This window comes from Kushneria marisflavi (genome assembly GCF_002157205.1).
GTDB classification, from domain to species: Bacteria; Pseudomonadota; Gammaproteobacteria; order Pseudomonadales; family Halomonadaceae; genus Kushneria; species Kushneria marisflavi.
Map to the genome: position 1 here is coordinate 1,291,404 of NZ_CP021358.1, position 15,704 is coordinate 1,307,107.

The following is a 15,704-nucleotide window of genomic DNA, read 5'->3' on the forward strand; positions in this document are numbered from 1 at the left end:
CGTTTGACATCGTTTCGCCTGAAAGGCGAGCTTAGACGTCGAAGCGGTCGTGCATCATGACCTTGTTCCAGGCCGCTGCGAAGTCACGCACGAGCTTCTCGTGACCGCCCTTCTGGGCGTAGAACTCGGCGAGCTGACGCAGCTGGGAATTGGCACCGAAGATCAAATCACAGCGGGTCGCCTTGAACTTCGTCTCGCCTGACTGGCGATCATTGAGCGTAAATTCCAGCCCTTCCGAATCCACCTTCTTCCACTCGAAATCGGGTGAAGTCAGATTGAGGAAGAAGTCGTTGGTCAATACCCCCGGACGATCCGTGAACACGCCGTGCTGTTGATAGGCGCCCTTCGCGTTGACGTCGAGCACGCGCAGGCCGCCCACCAGTGCGGTCCATTCCGGCGCGGACAGCCCCAGCAGTGCCGCGCGGTCCATGAAGATCTCTTCCGGCGAGACGTTGTAGGTGATGTCATCGCGATGGAAGTTACGGAAACCATCAGAGACCGGCTCGAGCCAGCGGAAGGTCTGCTCATCGGTCTGTTCGGCGGTTGCGTCGTTGCGGCCCGGCGTAAAGGGCACTTCAACGTTAACACCAGCATCGCTGGCCGCCTTTTCAACTGCCGCACAGCCACCCAGCACGATCAGGTCCGCCAGTGAGACCTTCTTGTTGCCACTCTGGGCACCATCGAAGTCGCGCTTGATGCCTTCCAGCACGCCGAGGACCTTTGACAGATCGCTCGGATTGTTGACCGGCCAGTCCTTCATCGGTGCCAGACGGATACGGGCACCATCAGCACCGCCGCGCTTGTCGGACGTACGGAAGGTCGAGGCCGAGCCCCATGCCACGGCCGCCAGCTGGGAAACGCTCACGTCGCTGTCGAGAATGCGACGCTTGAGATCGGCAATGTCACCGGCATCGACGAGTTCAAAGTCGACGGCGGGAATCGGGTCCTGCCAGATCAGATCTTCCTGCGGGACTTCCGGGCCGAGATAACGCGCCTTCGGACCCATGTCGCGGTGGGTCAGCTTGTACCAGGCGCGCGAGAAGGCGTCGGTGAAGTAGTCAAAATCGTTGAGAAATTTCTCGCAGATCCTGCGATAGGACGGATCGACCTTCAGGGCGATGTCGGAGGTCATCATCATCAGCGGATGATCAACGCCTTCAAGGTGTGCATCTGGCGTGCGCGGGGCGTTCTTGTCGACAGGGGTCCACTGCAGGGCGCCTGCAGGGCTGCGCGTCTGCTCCCACTCGAAGTTGAACAGGTTCTCGAGATAGCTGTTGTCCCACTGGATCGGGTTCTGCGTCCAAGAGCCTTCGATCCCGTTGGTCATGGTGTCTTCAGCATTGCCCTTGCCACGCGGGTTATGCCAGCCAAGCCCTTGGGCTTCCATCGGCGCGCCTTCAGGCGCAAAGCCGATCTGATCCGGCGGGGTCATGCCGTGAGACTTGCCGAAGGCGTGACCACCGGCGATCAACGCCACGGTCTCTTCATCGTTCATGGCCATGCGGCCGAAGGTAATACGGATATCTGCTGCGGAATCTTCCGGCACACCCTTTTTGGCCGAACCTTCCGGATCGACGTAGATCAGGTTGGAATTCGATGCTGCCAGCGGCGCTTCCAGATCATAGCGCTCATCCCCTGCTTCGCCTGTCCAGCGCAGATCGCGATTGACCATCTGATCGGGATGACCTTCGAACGGACCATGCGGGGCATCTTCGATCTTCTTGCCATACCAGGATTCGGGGCCCCAGTAGGTCAGGTTATCCGGCTCCCAGGCATCGATACGGCCGCCGGCAAAACCAAAGGTCGGAAAGCCCATGATCTCCAGCGAGCAGTTGCCGGTGAGTACGATCAGATCCGCCCAGGACAGCGCCGCCCCGTATTTCTGCTTGATCGGCCACAAAAGACGCCGTGACTTGTCAACGTTGCCGTTGTCCCACCAGCTGTTGATCGGTGCAAAGCGCTGCATGGCTTCACCGGCACCGCCGCGACCATCAGCGATGCGATAGGTCCCTGCGGAGTGCCACGCCATGCGGATCATCTGGGGGCCGTAATTGCCATAATCCGAAGGCCACCAGTCCTGCGAGGAGGTCAGCAGGGCCTTGATGTCCTTTTTGACTTCGGCCAGATCCAGCTGATTGAAGGCCTCGGCGTAGTTAAACCCCTCATCGTGCGGGTTGGCCTCGCGCGGGTCCTGATGCAGCAGCTCTACCTTGAGCCGGTTGGGCCACCAGTGGTCGGTGGTCGGCTCGGAACCGGCAGCGCCACCCACCGAATTGCCAGCGAACGGGCACTTGCCAGTGATCTTTATCTCTTCGCTCATGCTGTACGTCCTTTCCTTATTGATTCGACTTCCGCTGCCTCTTGTCGATGTCAACGGCGCCTGACCGCACGTCCGATGAATCAGGGCGTTAGTACTGTTGTCGCATACAACCTGGCATCAACGTCAAAATACAAACATAGATTAATTACAATGAAATGTGCGTCCACGCCGATGATTTCTCCCTAACACCCTGTTTGGCCTTGTCTATGCCGCCATTTTGACCAATATCTGGCCGCCCTCATTAGCGCTGCCCCTATCAGGGCAACCGCTCGCTGACAGGACGTTCAGGCCTCGCTTTTTCATCGAGCAATGCTTATATAAACCCTCAACTTAATTGCTCAACTGCCGATAGCACTGCCTGAATCGTGACACTTCGTTGCGTGCCCATACCCCTTGAGCAGGCGCCATCCATGGACACCGTTGAGGCAGAGGATCTGCCAAAGATCGAAATTCGCGATCTCGAGCATATTGCAGGCATCATTGACGCACTGAGCTATCACACTCACGCGCTGTCCATCAGCGTGGGGGAATCCTCAATATGCTGCCCTGTCACGCTTCGAGGGATAGATCATGAACAAAAGGTCGTATCTCTCTCCCTGCTCGACGCCCAGAGTCTGGAGGCCGCCGACGTTGTCGATCAATCGCTGACGCTGATGGCCGAAAGCGATAGCGAAACGATTCGCCTTGAAGCCATGATGGCACTTGAGGTGGTGCGCAAAAACGATCTGCTCAACCTCCGATGTTCGCTGCCACAGACGCTGCATACCACGGCCAAACGCAACAGTACACGCGTGTTCCTCTCACAGGGCATGAAGGTTGGCGTGGCAATCACCCTGTATGAGAATCAGCCCTCCATTGCCGGACACCTGCGCAATATTTCCATTGGTGGAGCGCTGCTGGAAATCCCTCTGGCAGCCAGCGCCCCGCTCAAGATGGAGGAGTTCATAGCTCGACTCGAGCTGTCTTTCCCCAACGGTGAGCAGTTCATCACCATGGCGCAGATTCGCCACGTCAACCCGGCCGGTCGATCGCACTTTGCCGCCATTGGCGTGAGTTTTATCAATGCCGACCGGGCCCACGAGCAGCGGCTGATATACCTGGTCAATGAGACAGAGCGGGAGGCGGTTTATCGTAACGGTGAAGGTGGCCGCATGAGCTTTCCCTCGCCGCTTTATTCCTCCAACGAGCCCGGTTACAAACGCAGTGCACGGCGCCACCGCCACAAGCCTCAGCCGACCCCCATGGTGGCGGCTTTGCTTGAGGTCACTCGTCAGCTGCATATCTTTTTGCTGGCACTGCAGAATCAGCGACCGTTACCAGCAAAATGCCTGCTTGGCAGCGCCGATACGCTGCTGACACTGCTGCAACGACAGCGTCAGACCCTTTTTTACGCCCTGCATTGCCTGAATCAGGAGCCGGCCTGGGTGCAGCACTCTCTAAACGTGGCCGTACGGCTGGGGGATCTTGTCTCAAGTGACCCAGAGCACGCCCACAAGGCCCGCGAAGTGGTAGTCGCTGCGCTTGCTCATGATATGGGCAAGCTGATGCTGGTCGATGACACCCTGCCCTCCATTGAAGGGCAGCTCAATACCCACCAGCGCGACCACCTTCGCAGCCACGTTGCCATACTGCAGGACGCCCTTGAGGGGGCCGACTGGCTGACGCCCATCATGCACCACGAGGTGATCGGCTGTATCAACGAGCGCCTGGACGGCAGCGGCTATCCGAAGGCGCTCAAGGGTGAGGCGCTCTCACCGATTGCCCGCATGGCAGCCGTTGTGGATACCGTCGATGCCATGACGCGCACACGCGGCGACCGGCCGGGCAAGACGGCCATCGAAGCCTATCGCTATCTCTATCACCGCCCAGGGCGCTTCGATAAACACTGGGTGACGCGTTATATCCAGCGCCACGGCTTTTATCCGATCGGCAGTCTGGTGAAGTTTTCCGGTGGCTTTCTGGCCTGGGTGATGGAGCTCGACGACAGCGGCCAGCCCCAGCGCGTACGTGTGGTGCGCAACCTGAGCCGTGAGGGGCGTACCATGAATGACATTCTGAGTCGGGTCGATTTTGCCCAGCTTGGAAAGCTGGATGGATTGATGCGTCCCGAGGGTTTTGGTCTGACACCGCACTGACGACGTCAGTCGCGCTCAAGCGGTACCGGCGGCGTCAGGGGCTGATCGAGAAAGCGATCACGCAGCCAGCTGCCGGCGACCCCGAGCCCCCGGCTGGCATGCCAGCCCAGTTCCAGCGCGACCCAGCGTTCAAGCGCCGGAACCGTGAGCGTCACCAGGGATGGCCGCGCCGGTGACGCCGCAATCACATGGTCGGACATCAGCGTCCAGCCAACGCCGTGCTTGACCAGCTCCAGCATCACGAAATGGCTTTCGACCCACCATACATCCGCCCCCACACGCTCGGCGCGCCTCGAACCGGGCTGATCACGGGTGGCCACGATTAGCTGACGATGCTGCCTCAGATCCTCCAGCGTCACGTCGTCCCTGTCGGCCAGTGGATGGTGCTGACCGCAGACCAGGCGCAGCGGCACACGCCCCAGCGGGCGGGATTCAAGTGTCGGAAAGAGTGGCTGCGGGCGACAGATCACGCCCAGATCCGCCTGCCCCGACTCCAGCATGCGCCCGACATCTTCCAGCAATGGAAAGTGCATTTCGATCTCGACGCCTGGAAACTGACGAGCAAAGTCCTGCATCAGTGCACCGATCAGATGCTCGGGGTAGAACTCATCAATGGCCAGGCTCAGCCGTGGCTCAATATGGGCCTCCAGACGCCGCGCCACGCCGAGAAAACGCTCACGTCGGGCCAGCACCCCTCTGGCCTCCTCTACCATGCGCGTCCCGTTGGCCGTCAGCACCGGAAGCCGAGCACTGCGATCAAACAGGGTCAATCCCAGATCCAGCTCCAGATTGGCCACGTGCGTGCTGACCAGCGACTGCGCCTTGCCCAGCCGCCGTGCCGCGGCCGAGAACGAGCCGGTGTCGGCAGTGGCCACCAGCGCATTGAGCTGTTCAAGACTTGGGCTCATGAGAGACTCCCGATAAGACATTGGCGACCGATCCATCTCTCAAACAGATGGATTCCAACTTGGGTTTGGCACTTTCATGAATGATAGTGCGTGGTAACACCGACCGGAAGCTTTCACCATGCGTACCACTCCTGACCGTATTCGCCACACGGTGATGTTTGAAATCATCGGCCTTTTGATTGTCATGCCGCTGGGCCATCTGCTTTTTGACTTGAGTGTCAGTCATATGGGCATGGTGGGCGTCATCAGTGCCGTAGTCGCCACGCTCTGGAACTATGTCTATAACCTGGGGGTGGATCACGCTCTGCTGCGCCTGCGAGGCGATGTACGCAAGACGGTCATCATGCGTGTTTTTCACGCCATCTGCTTCGAACTGGGTCTGATCTGTGTGCTACTGCCACTGATCGCGCTGTACCTGAGTCAAACCCTTGCCGAGACGGCACCGCTGGTGACTTCGCTGGCGCTCTTTTATGTGGTTTATGCCTTTGTCTTCAACTGGCTCTACGACATCGTCTTTCCCATTCCGGCATCACGCGAATCCAGTGCCTCGGCTGGCGCCTGAGCGAAGCAGGCGGTTGACCATTTTGTTATAAAGTAACATTATTGACCGTCAACACCGCCGCTTTCCTTCAGGCCATACATGTCCTATTTCGATACCTCTTCACCGTCGGCGCGACGCATCCCGGTCACACTGCTGACCGGCTTTCTGGGCAGCGGCAAGACCACGTTGCTCAATCAGCTGGTTCAGCAGCCGAGCATGTCGCGGGCACTGGTCATCATCAACGAATTCGGCGAGATCGGACTCGACCATCAACTTTTCTCCGCCAGCACCGATGGCGAGCAGATCGAGCTCAGCAATGGCTGTATCTGCTGTTCGATCCGTACCGATCTGGCAAAAACGCTTGCGGAAGCGGTATGGCGATTTTCGCGCGAGGGCAAACGTCAGTTTGACCGGCTGATTATCGAGACCACGGGGCTGGCCGACCCTGCCCCCATCGTCCATACCCTGATGAGCGAAACCCGGGTCGCGCGCCACTACGCCCTCGATGGCATCGTCACGACGATGGACGCCGTCAGCGGCAGTACGACGCTGGATCGCCACGAAGAGGCCCTGCGTCAGGCCGCCATGGCAGACATGCTACTGATCACCAAGCAGGATGTGGCGTCAAAAGAACAGCTGGATGCCCTGTGCCACCGGCTCTCAGCGATCAACCCGAGTGCAACACAAAAGCTTTTGGATCACGGCCGGATCGACGCCGATGCCCTGCTGGGCCTGGGGCCAGAAGACATGGAGGCGCGTAGCGCTGATATTCAGCGCTGGCTGGGAGAAGCCTCCTCGGAGGCAAGCGTTGCGCACTCGCCCACCCTTTCTCCCCATGCCCTGTTTGCCAGCGTCGAGAAAGCCGGGGTACAGGCCGGCATGATGCCGGCACCGCCACGGCCCGATCCCAACCGCCACGACGATCATATCCGCGCACACTGCTTTGTGTTCGAGCGCCCGATCAGGGCCTCGCGGCTGGAAGCATGGCTGTCACTGGTGACCAGCCTCATGGGCCACGACATGCTGCGCATCAAGGGCATGCTGGACATCGAAGGTCGCGACCGACCGCTGGTCATTCATGGCGTACAGCATCTCTTCCACCCACCGGTCGAACTCGAGGCGTGGCCCGGCGGTGAGCGCTTCTCTCGACTGATCTTCATCACCCGCGATATTCCAAGAGAGACACTTGAAATGACGCTGGGCGACTTTCTCGATAACTGATCTGCCCTGACGACGCGCTCACCTCACGGGGCGCGTCGACCTGGAAGATTGCATCTCCTTTAAATGTTACGATATATCATTACGAGATACTGACATGACCACAAAAGCTTCAGACGACCGGCTTCCGGTCACGATTCTTTCGGGATTTCTGGGGGCCGGCAAGACCACCCTGCTCAACCGACTTCTGGCCAATCGGGACAATCGAAAAGTCGCTGTCATCGTCAATGACATGTCAGAGGTCAATATCGATGCCGAGCTGTTGCGGGGTGGAGACAACAGCCTCTCGCGCACGGAAGAGACCATGGTGGAGATGTCCAACGGCTGCATCTGCTGCACCCTGCGTGGAGACCTGATCGAGGAGGTCAGCCGTCTGGCAGGAGAAGGCCGCTTTGACGCGCTGGTAATCGAATCCACCGGCATTTCGGAGCCGCTGCCGGTAGCGGCCACGTTTGATTTTCGCGACGAGTCGGGATTTTCACTGGCCGATATCGCCCGCATTGATGCCATGATCACGGTCGTGGATGCGGCCAGCCTGCTCAAGGACTACGCCTCGACCGAGTTCCTGCAGGATAGAGGCGAGGTCAACGGCGAGGCGGATACCCGTACACTGGTCGATCTGATGGTCGATCAGATCGAGTTCGCCGATCGCATCATTCTCAACAAGATCAGCGATGCTTCCCCGGCCGCACAGGTTTCAGTGCGCGAGATCATCAAAAGCCTCAACGGCGGGGCCGATGTCATCGAAACCGACTACGCCGACGTGGCGATCGATCAGCTGCTTGATACTAGACTTTATGACCCGGAGCGCTCCCATCAGCATCCACTCTGGTTTCGTGAGCTCAACGAGTTCGACACTCATGTACCGGAGAGCGAAGAGTACGGCATCAAGAGCTTCGCATTCCGCGCCCGGCGGCCCTTTCACCCGCAGATGCTCGATGACTTTATCAAGAACCATGCGCTCTGGACCGGCGTGGTTCGTGCCAAGGGACTGTTCTGGCTGGCCACGCGTCCCGACCACGTAGGCGTCATGAGCCAGGCCGGTGCCTTCATTCGTACCGAACGCTACGGCTACTGGTGGGCAGGCATGCCGCAGTCGCGCTGGCCGGACGACCCGCACTGGCGAGAGGTCATGGATCGCTACTGGGACACGCAGTATGGTGATCGACGCACCGAACTGGTCTTTATCGGCCAGCATATGGATGAACATGCTATCCGCTCGGCACTGGAAAGCTGCCTGATCGAGCTCCCCCATAATGTGCCCATTTCAGAGGCAACGGCCGGGCTTCGTGATCCCTTCCCGGCCTGGGACTGAGGCAGCATACCCCGCACGCAGGCCAGATCGCGCGCGGGCAGATCACCCATGCCCCGGCGAGAGCGTGCCGAACCAGCTCACCAGCGCGACCACACCCATCAGAACCAGGATTTCCGCGATGGAGACCCGTCGCAGGAATGTGAGCGCGCCGGCATCACGTGAAAGCCGGGGGACCAGCCGGTAGCGATTGAACAGTGCCATCGCCGTTAAAAGTCCCACCAATCCCACCTTGATCCACAATGCTTGCTGATAAAGCGCGCCCGGTTCCAGCGGCAAGCCACCGACCACCAGCCAGGTGTTGGCCATACCGGTCAGCACCACCAAAGCCACCGCCAGGTGGCCGGCGCTGGAAAACCGAATCAGCGCATCAAGGGCACTCGAGCGCCACGACGGCACCCGCAATTGCCCCAGCAGCATGGTGACCGGCACCAGCGCGCCCAGCCAGAAACCGCCGGCCAGCAGGTGCCCCCAGTCGTTGAGGCGATGCAGGGCGCCAACCACTCCCTCATGCATTGCCGTATGCCCTGATACGGTCAGCGTGGCAAGCATCAGGGACGTGGCGATCGCAATGCCTGAAGGGCACCGCATCCTCGGAACAATAAGCAACACCCCAAGCACCAGAAAGGCCGCCAGCTGCCAGACCCAGGCATGACCGACAACGGTTTTTGCTGCTACCAGCGCGAGCATGGTGGGTGAAAACGCCTCCCCCCAGCCGCTGCCGATCGAGGCACCCAGCACCGGCAGAGTCACAAGCGTGGCAAGCCCGGCCAGACCGATCGCGACCATGGCCCAGCCAGCAAGACGCTGCCAGAGCGCGTCGCGAAGCAACCGATCCTTGATCAGTAACAGACAAACGCTGCCGCCCCAGAGCGACAGCGTCGCCAGATTAAAGACAAGGCGTGCCGCCAGCAGCGCCGAGGCAGGCTCAATCAAGGTGTGACGTCAAAGCGGTACTGCCCCTGCGTCTTGTGCCCATCGACCGAGAGCACATGCCAGTGCACGTCATAACTGCCGCTTTCCAGCGGCTCACTGATGGGCGCCACCAGGGTCTTGCCACCCTCCTGCAACCGGGCCTCGTCGAGCGTGACCGAATCACCATCGGTACTGACGACGTCGATGTCGCTGAAAGGCAGCTCAAGACCCTCGCTGAAGGTCAGGCTGATCTCCTGCGGATTAGAGACGCGCCCTCCCTCCTCGGGAGTGGATGACTTGAGGTGAGCATGGGCCAGCGCCTGAGTGCTGATGCTCAGAGCGATCAAAAAAAGCGGTGCCATCCAGCAGCGTTGCAGGGCGTTCATGTTGTTCTCCACGGGTGGGTCATCTCGACAGGGTGGGGCCGCCACGCGGCTCCAATGGGTCATTGTCGCCGCGATGATACGAGCTGAAAAGAAACCGCGGCCGGATACCGCAGCCGGGCGCCTCAGTAATAATCATCCAGCAATGCATTGACGTTGATCTCGGCCAGGCTTGCCGTATTGGGCATTTCAAGCGCCATCGACACCAGTCGGGCCAGATCTTCTGGCTGGGTCATCTGCTCCGGGGGAATATTGCCGACCGACTCGCCCATGTCGGTGGCCACCAGTCCCGGGCACAGCGCCGTGGCGCGTACGCCGTCCTCCCAACCCTCCTTTCGAAGCGCGTGAGACAGTGCCAGCGCGGCATATTTGCTCATCGAATAAAGCCCCGAGCGCGCACTCTTGACCCGGTGCCCGGAGAGCGACACCACCGAGATCACCCGGCCGGCCCCGGTCTCCTTTAGATGTGGCCAGGCCGCGCGCGCCAATCGCAGAGGCGCCTTGACGTTGATATCAAATATCTCATCGATGTCGGCATCTTCCGCCTCGATCACGGTTTTGGGAATCATGATGCCGGCGTTATTGATCAGGGCATCCAGGCGCCCAAAGCGTTTGATCGTGGCCTCGACCCAGTCCTGATCGAAGGCATCGGTGGCGGCGTCATAGGGATGCACCAGCACCTGTTCGCCGGTCAGGGTCGGATCGATCGCCTCCGGGCGGCGCACGCCCAGACTCAACTGCCAGCCTTCCTCTTTCAGGCGCCGGGAAATCGCTGCACCGATGCCACGACTGGCGCCAGAGATCATCGCCACGCGCGGAGAAGTCACCTGCTCACTCATGAATGGACTCCAAAAATTAGACGGCTTGTTTGGCCACATGACGCGCAATCGCGCCGGGCGTGGTCCACCAGACCCCTTCGGCCTCGCGATGTCCGGCCAGATCGGCAAGGACACGGCGCAGCAGGCGCAATCGGAAGGGCTGGCCGGTCAGCCAGGGGTGCAGGGCGATACCCATGACCAGCGGCTGATGGCGGGACTGCTCGAGCAGTTCAAAAAACTGATCGCGCATCATGGTGGCGAACTCGTTCATGCTGACGCGATGGGTCGAGATCGTCGGGATATCGTTCAACTCCTGCGGATAGGGGATCGACAGGAGATCGCCGCGGCGCGTGCGCATGGCAGTAGGTCGGTCATCGTGCGACCAGTTGAGCGTGTAGGAAAACCCTGCCTCCTGAAGAAGGTCCGGCGTACGATCACTTTCCGAGATCCACGGCGAGAGCCAGCCCTCCGGGGCCGTACCGAAGTGGGTGGTCAGGCGCTCGCGGCTGCGCGCGATCAGCGCGGCCTCATCAGCTGGCGACATCTGCCCCTGACGCTCGGCGTTGGTATGGCCGTGGCCGATCAGTTCGTCTCCACGCGCCATGAAGGCTTCCAGCAGCTCGGGGCAGTGATCAAGAATCGAGGTATTGGCGATCACTCCGGCCGGTAGTGATAGTGATTCCAGCATCTCGAGAAATCGCCAGGCACCAACACGATTGCCGTATTCGCGCCAGGCATAGTTGAGGACATCCGGCTCGCCTTCCGGTGCCGGCGGCGCGATACCGGGACCCCGCCCCTCGCCGAAGGAAAAATGCTCCAGATTGATGCCCACATAGACCGCCAGTCGGGTATCCCCTGGCCAGCGAAAATCGTCGCGGTCAGTAATGGGGCGATAGTCAAAGCGTTCGTGATGGCGTAGATGGTTCAACGGCATGCCGTACTCCTATGGGTAACAATGATGGTGCCGACCACACCGGCCCGCCACGGACAACAAAATGCCGGCACCCTCGGGCGCCGGCAGACATGAAGAGAACGCAGGATGGCTCAGGCCGACTGCACGTCAGGCACATTCTCCATCAGCTTCTCCTTGAAGATCGGCAGATCCCGAATGCGCTTGCCGGTGGCGTGATAGACCGCGTTGGCCACTGCCGCTGCCATGCCGGTAATGCCGATCTCGCCGATTCCGCGGGCACCGAATTCGTTGAATTCAAGATCAGGATAGTCGAGCAGAATCACGTCGACCTCCGGTGGCTGGTCGGCATGGACCGGCACCACGTACTCGGCGTAGTTGTTGTTGACCGGTCGGCCATTGCGGGGATCAAACTCGGTCGCCTCGAAATGGGCCATGCCCAGCCCCATCACGATCGCCCCTTCCACCTGATTGCGTGCCGTCATCGAGTTGATCACGCGTCCAACGTCAATGGCGCTGACCACGCGCGCAATGCGCAGATTCGAGATGCCCGGGTCCCAGCGTACTTCCACGAAATGCGCCCCGAAGGAGCGATAGGAGTATTTATCATCAGCACCTTTGGTGTGCGCATGCCCGTCAGCGCTGGCAAGTCGCTGGCCCTTGAGCACATCAACGTAGTCCACGCTCTGCCCGTCATGGGTCAGCCGGGCGTTTTCAAACGTGAGACTGTCGCTGTCGGCGTCAGAGAAGTCACCCTTGTCACTGGTGGCGTAGCCCTTGAGCTCCTTGATGGCCTCGCGCGTGGCCGCCGCGATGGCCGGCAGCGTCGTGGCCGTAGCCCAGGAGCCACCCGAAACCGGACCTGCGGGATAGCTGGTATCTCCCAGCCGCACGGTGATTTTCTCCAGTGGCAGGCCGGTCAGCTCGCTCACGGTCTGGGCAATGATGGTATAGGTGCCGGTACCGATGTCCTGAGTGGCACAGGTGACATACGCCGTTCCATCGGCACGCAGCGACACCCGCGCCTCGCATTCGCGCTTGAGCGCCTCCCAGTTACAGGCCGCCATGCCATAGCCGATGATTTCGTGGCCTTCGTGCATGGACCCGACGTCCGGGTTGCGATCCTGCCAGCCGAATTTCTCGGCGGCCTTTTCGGTGGCCTCGCGGATGTGGTTACTGGAGAAGTCGAGACCCAGACTCTCATCGCGGCTGGCGTAGTTGTTCATGCGAAACTCGAGCGGATCGACGCCAGCGGCCAGCGCCATCTCGTCAATGGCCGATTCCAGCGCAAAGAGCCCGGGCGCCGCACCGGGTGCCCGCATCGAGGTCGGCGTGCCGCGATTGACCTGCGTGGTCTCATGACTGACCGTCAGGTTGGGGCACGAATAGAGGCTTTTGGTGACGCTGCCACAGGTTTCGACGTACTGATCGGTAAACGACGTCGTGTTGATCGACTCGTGACGCAATGACACCAGTCGACCGTTTTCATCGGTGGCAAGCCTCAGACGCTGGCGTGTCTCGGGGCGATGACCGGTGGTGGTAAACATCTGCTGGCGCGGCACCACCAGCTGTACCGGACGGCCGATCTCGCGGGCAGCAGCGGACGCCGCCACCGCATGCGGCCACATCCAGAGCTTTGAGCCAAAGCCCGAGCCGATAAAAGGTGATTCAACCCGAACATGCGACGGGGGAAGGCCAAAGATTTTGGCCAGGGCGTTGCGCTGTACCACCACGCCCTGGGAGGATTCGAAAATGGTCAGGCGATCATTTTCCCAGCTTGCCACGGAGGCATGCATTTCCATCGGGTTGTGGGTCTCGACCGGCGTGGTATAGGTCACATCGATGCTGTGGGCGGCGCCGTCAAAATGCGCCGCGGCGTCGCCGCGCTCATGATTGCCGCTGCCGGACCGGGTCCCGTGCGCCTTCACGCCCTGATCCAGATTGGCGATGGCACTGTCAGTCTGGTAACTCACCCCAATCTTGCGCGCGGCGGCGCGGGCATTTTCAAACGTATCGGCGACCACCAGCGCCACGAACTGACCTTCGTAGTAGACGTGATTATCCTCGAACGGCAGACGAGTCTCCTCGACCTTGTTGCCCTGAGCAAAAGAGGCCGGTGAGCGGTGCAGCTCGGGAAAGTGATCGTGGTGAAAGATATCGATCACCCCGGGGAACTGACGCGCGGCGTCCAGATCCAGCCCGGTGATCGTGCCACTGGCAATGGTGCTGAAGACGCCGTAGCCGTAAGCCATGTTGTCGGGATGATGATCGGCGGCGTAAGGCGCTGCGCCCGTGACCTTGCGCTGTCCGTCGATGCGCCTGGGACCTGAGCCAATGACACCGGCGTCCATGATGCTGTCACTCATGACGTTCTCCTGTCGTCTTGCGCCCTCAGGCGGTCAGGGTGGTGAGATTACGCACGATGGCCTGCTGGCCAAGCGGAATCTTGAAAGCGTTATGGGCATAGGGCGTGGCGTTTTTGAACGCCGTTTCAGCGGCCTTCTGGAAGGTCGCCTCGGTAGCCTTTTGCCCCTTGAGGGCGGCTTCGGCATCGAAGGCGCGCCAGGGTTTGGTGCCCACACCGCCGAGAGCCACGCGGGCCTCAACGATGGTGTCGCCGTCCAGGCGAACGATGACGCCGCTTGATGCCAGCGCAAACTGGTAGGAAGCGCGATCGCGCAGCTTGAGATAGTGCGAGCGGCTGTTTTCGAGCGGAGCCTCCAGCGTCACGTGGGTAATCAGCTCGCCCGGCTGCAGCGCATGCTCGCGCTCGGGGGTGTCTTTGGGTAACAGATGAAAGTCGAGAAAGTCGATCTCTCGACGCCCCTCGGGGCCTTCAACGGTGATGGTGGCGCCGATCGCCGCCATTGCCACACACATATCGGAGGGATGGGTAGCGATACAGTGCTCGCTGGTCCCCAGTACGGCGTGAACGCTGCGGTTATGGCCGCCGATGGCGGCACAGCCGGAGCCGGGCTCGCGCTTGTTGCAGTTCGACACGCCATCGCGGAAGTACGGACAGCGCACGCGCTGCATGACGTTGCCGGCGGTAGTGGCCTTGTTGCGCAGCTGCGTGGTGGCGCCTGACAAGAGCGCTTCGCTGAGCACGGCGTAATCACTCCTGATCCGGTCATGACGTGCCAGTGCCGTGTTGGTCACCAGTGCGCCGATGCGGGTGCGGCCGTCACCCAGCGTTTCAATCTCATTGAGATCAAGCCGGTTGATATCGACCACCTGATCCGGCCGCATGATGTCGATCTTGACCAGATCCAGCAGCGTGGTGCCACCGGCCAGGTAGGCGGCCTGCCTGTTATTGCCGTGGGTCGAAACTGCCTGGCCCGGGCTGTCGGCACGGGCATAGTCAAAGTTGTGCATCAGCTCGCTCCCTCCATCTTGCCGCGGGCATCCTGCACGGCGGCCAGAATGTTCTTGTAGGCACCGCAGCGGCAGATATTGCCGCTCATCGCTTCTCGGACCGAGGCATCATCGCGCCCGATGTTGTCATCCTTGAGAATCGCGACCGCACTCATGATCTGACCCGATGTGCAGTAGCCACACTGGTAGGCATCGTGTTCCCAGAAGGCGGCCTGCACCGGATGCAGCTCATCGCCTTTCGAGAGCCCTTCAATGGTGGTGATCTCGTCGCCATCGTGGGACACGGCCAGTGACAGGCAGGAATTGATCGCCGTATCGTTGACCAGCAGCGTACAGGCGCCGCACTGGCCCTGATCACAGCCCTTCTTGGTGCCGGTCAGCATCAGGCGATCACGCAGCACATCAAGCAGCACGGCGTTGGGGGTCACATTCAGGGCATGTTCAACGCCATTTACCGTGAGCCGGATCTGCTGCTCGCCTTCACCGGGGGCACCATCCTCCTGCGGTGCCAGAGGCTCGCTGGCCTGTTGCCCTGCCTGGGCAATCTGTGCCCAGGCCGGCGCTGTCGCCGCGGCAAGGCTCGACGCCCCCATCGTCTTGAGAAAACGTCGCCTTGAAGGCGAGCGAGCATCGAAGGTCTCGACGCCCGACCCGCTACCCTTGTGGTGATCACTCATGTGTCACTCCTCATTACATCAGGACGCAGGCACTCATATGGGTCCTGGATCGTCATGGTCGGTATGAACATTGGCGGTGCCGGCCGCCAATGGTGGCACCTTCAGGTGCTCTGAAATCGTGGGGATCTGTCAGGGATGCCGATCTTATCGTTTGCTGGCAAACGATCTCAGCCTGGACCGGGGGTGGTGAGA

The 15,704-nt window shown here is 60.6% G+C and carries 13 protein-coding genes; 4 read left to right on the top strand and 9 right to left on the bottom strand.

Annotated features, from left to right (window positions below; translation table 11 throughout):
- Nucleotides 1–31: 31 nt before the first annotated feature.
- Nucleotides 32–2,320, bottom strand: a complete 2,289-nt coding sequence (katG, locus tag B9H00_RS06010) for a catalase/peroxidase HPI (RefSeq protein ID WP_086899886.1) — start codon at nt 2,318–2,320, stop codon at nt 32–34.
- Between the two features lie 410 nt (nt 2,321–2,730).
- On the opposite strand from katG, the gene B9H00_RS06015 reads away from it, so the two are divergent.
- Entirely contained in the window at nt 2,731–4,455 is a 1,725-nt protein-coding gene (locus B9H00_RS06015) for an HD domain-containing phosphohydrolase (protein ID WP_086899887.1), read from the top strand.
- A 5-nt stretch (nt 4,456–4,460) separates the two neighbouring features.
- Here B9H00_RS06015 and B9H00_RS06020 read toward each other — a convergent pair whose 3' ends face one another.
- The gene (locus B9H00_RS06020) at nt 4,461–5,363 is read right to left on the bottom strand and encodes a LysR family transcriptional regulator (RefSeq protein ID WP_086899888.1); all 903 of its coding nucleotides are present in this window, start codon (nt 5,361–5,363) and stop codon (nt 4,461–4,463) included.
- A gap of 118 nt (nt 5,364–5,481) precedes the next feature.
- Here B9H00_RS06020 and B9H00_RS06025 point away from each other — a divergent pair, with 118 nt between their 5' ends.
- From B9H00_RS06025 to B9H00_RS06035, 3 genes are all read left to right on the top strand, one after another.
- Nucleotides 5,482–5,925 (top strand): PACE efflux transporter, encoded by a 444-nt coding sequence (locus B9H00_RS06025; protein WP_086899889.1) that lies wholly within the window; start codon nt 5,482–5,484, stop codon nt 5,923–5,925.
- A gap of 78 nt (nt 5,926–6,003) precedes the next feature.
- Nucleotides 6,004–7,125, top strand: a complete 1,122-nt coding sequence (locus B9H00_RS06030; protein ID WP_086899890.1) for a CobW family GTP-binding protein — start codon at nt 6,004–6,006, stop codon at nt 7,123–7,125.
- A gap of 94 nt (nt 7,126–7,219) precedes the next feature.
- A complete protein-coding gene (locus tag B9H00_RS06035) occupies nt 7,220–8,437 on the top strand; it encodes a GTP-binding protein (protein ID WP_086899891.1) in 1,218 nt (405 codons plus the stop codon).
- A gap of 42 nt (nt 8,438–8,479) precedes the next feature.
- Here the strand turns inward: B9H00_RS06035 and copD are convergent, their stop codons facing one another.
- The 7 genes from copD to B9H00_RS06070 form a co-directional block, all read right to left on the bottom strand.
- Nucleotides 8,480–9,370 (bottom strand): copper homeostasis membrane protein CopD, encoded by an 891-nt coding sequence (gene copD / locus B9H00_RS06040; RefSeq protein ID WP_086899892.1) that lies wholly within the window; start codon nt 9,368–9,370, stop codon nt 8,480–8,482.
- Nucleotides 9,367–9,735: a copper homeostasis periplasmic binding protein CopC gene (copC, locus tag B9H00_RS06045; RefSeq protein WP_211329648.1), complete on the bottom strand. Its 369-nt coding sequence runs from the start codon at nt 9,733–9,735 to the stop codon at nt 9,367–9,369. The genes copD and copC overlap by 4 nt, the downstream gene beginning before the upstream one ends.
- A gap of 122 nt (nt 9,736–9,857) precedes the next feature.
- Nucleotides 9,858–10,571, bottom strand: a complete 714-nt coding sequence (locus B9H00_RS06050) for an SDR family NAD(P)-dependent oxidoreductase (RefSeq protein ID WP_086899894.1) — start codon at nt 10,569–10,571, stop codon at nt 9,858–9,860.
- 16 nt (nt 10,572–10,587) lie between these two features.
- Nucleotides 10,588–11,484: a polysaccharide deacetylase family protein gene (locus tag B9H00_RS06055; RefSeq protein ID WP_086899895.1), complete on the bottom strand. Its 897-nt coding sequence runs from the start codon at nt 11,482–11,484 to the stop codon at nt 10,588–10,590.
- Between the two features lie 110 nt (nt 11,485–11,594).
- The gene (locus tag B9H00_RS06060) at nt 11,595–13,826 is read right to left on the bottom strand and encodes a xanthine dehydrogenase family protein molybdopterin-binding subunit (protein ID WP_236944369.1); all 2,232 of its coding nucleotides are present in this window, start codon (nt 13,824–13,826) and stop codon (nt 11,595–11,597) included.
- Nucleotides 13,827–13,851: 25 nt separating this feature from the next.
- A complete protein-coding gene (locus tag B9H00_RS06065; RefSeq protein ID WP_086899896.1) occupies nt 13,852–14,835 on the bottom strand; it encodes an FAD binding domain-containing protein in 984 nt (327 codons plus the stop codon).
- Nucleotides 14,835–15,512 (bottom strand): (2Fe-2S)-binding protein, encoded by a 678-nt coding sequence (locus tag B9H00_RS06070; RefSeq protein WP_086899897.1) that lies wholly within the window; start codon nt 15,510–15,512, stop codon nt 14,835–14,837. Before B9H00_RS06070 ends, B9H00_RS06065 begins: the two co-directional genes overlap by 1 nt.
- Nucleotides 15,513–15,704: the final 192 nt, after the last annotated feature.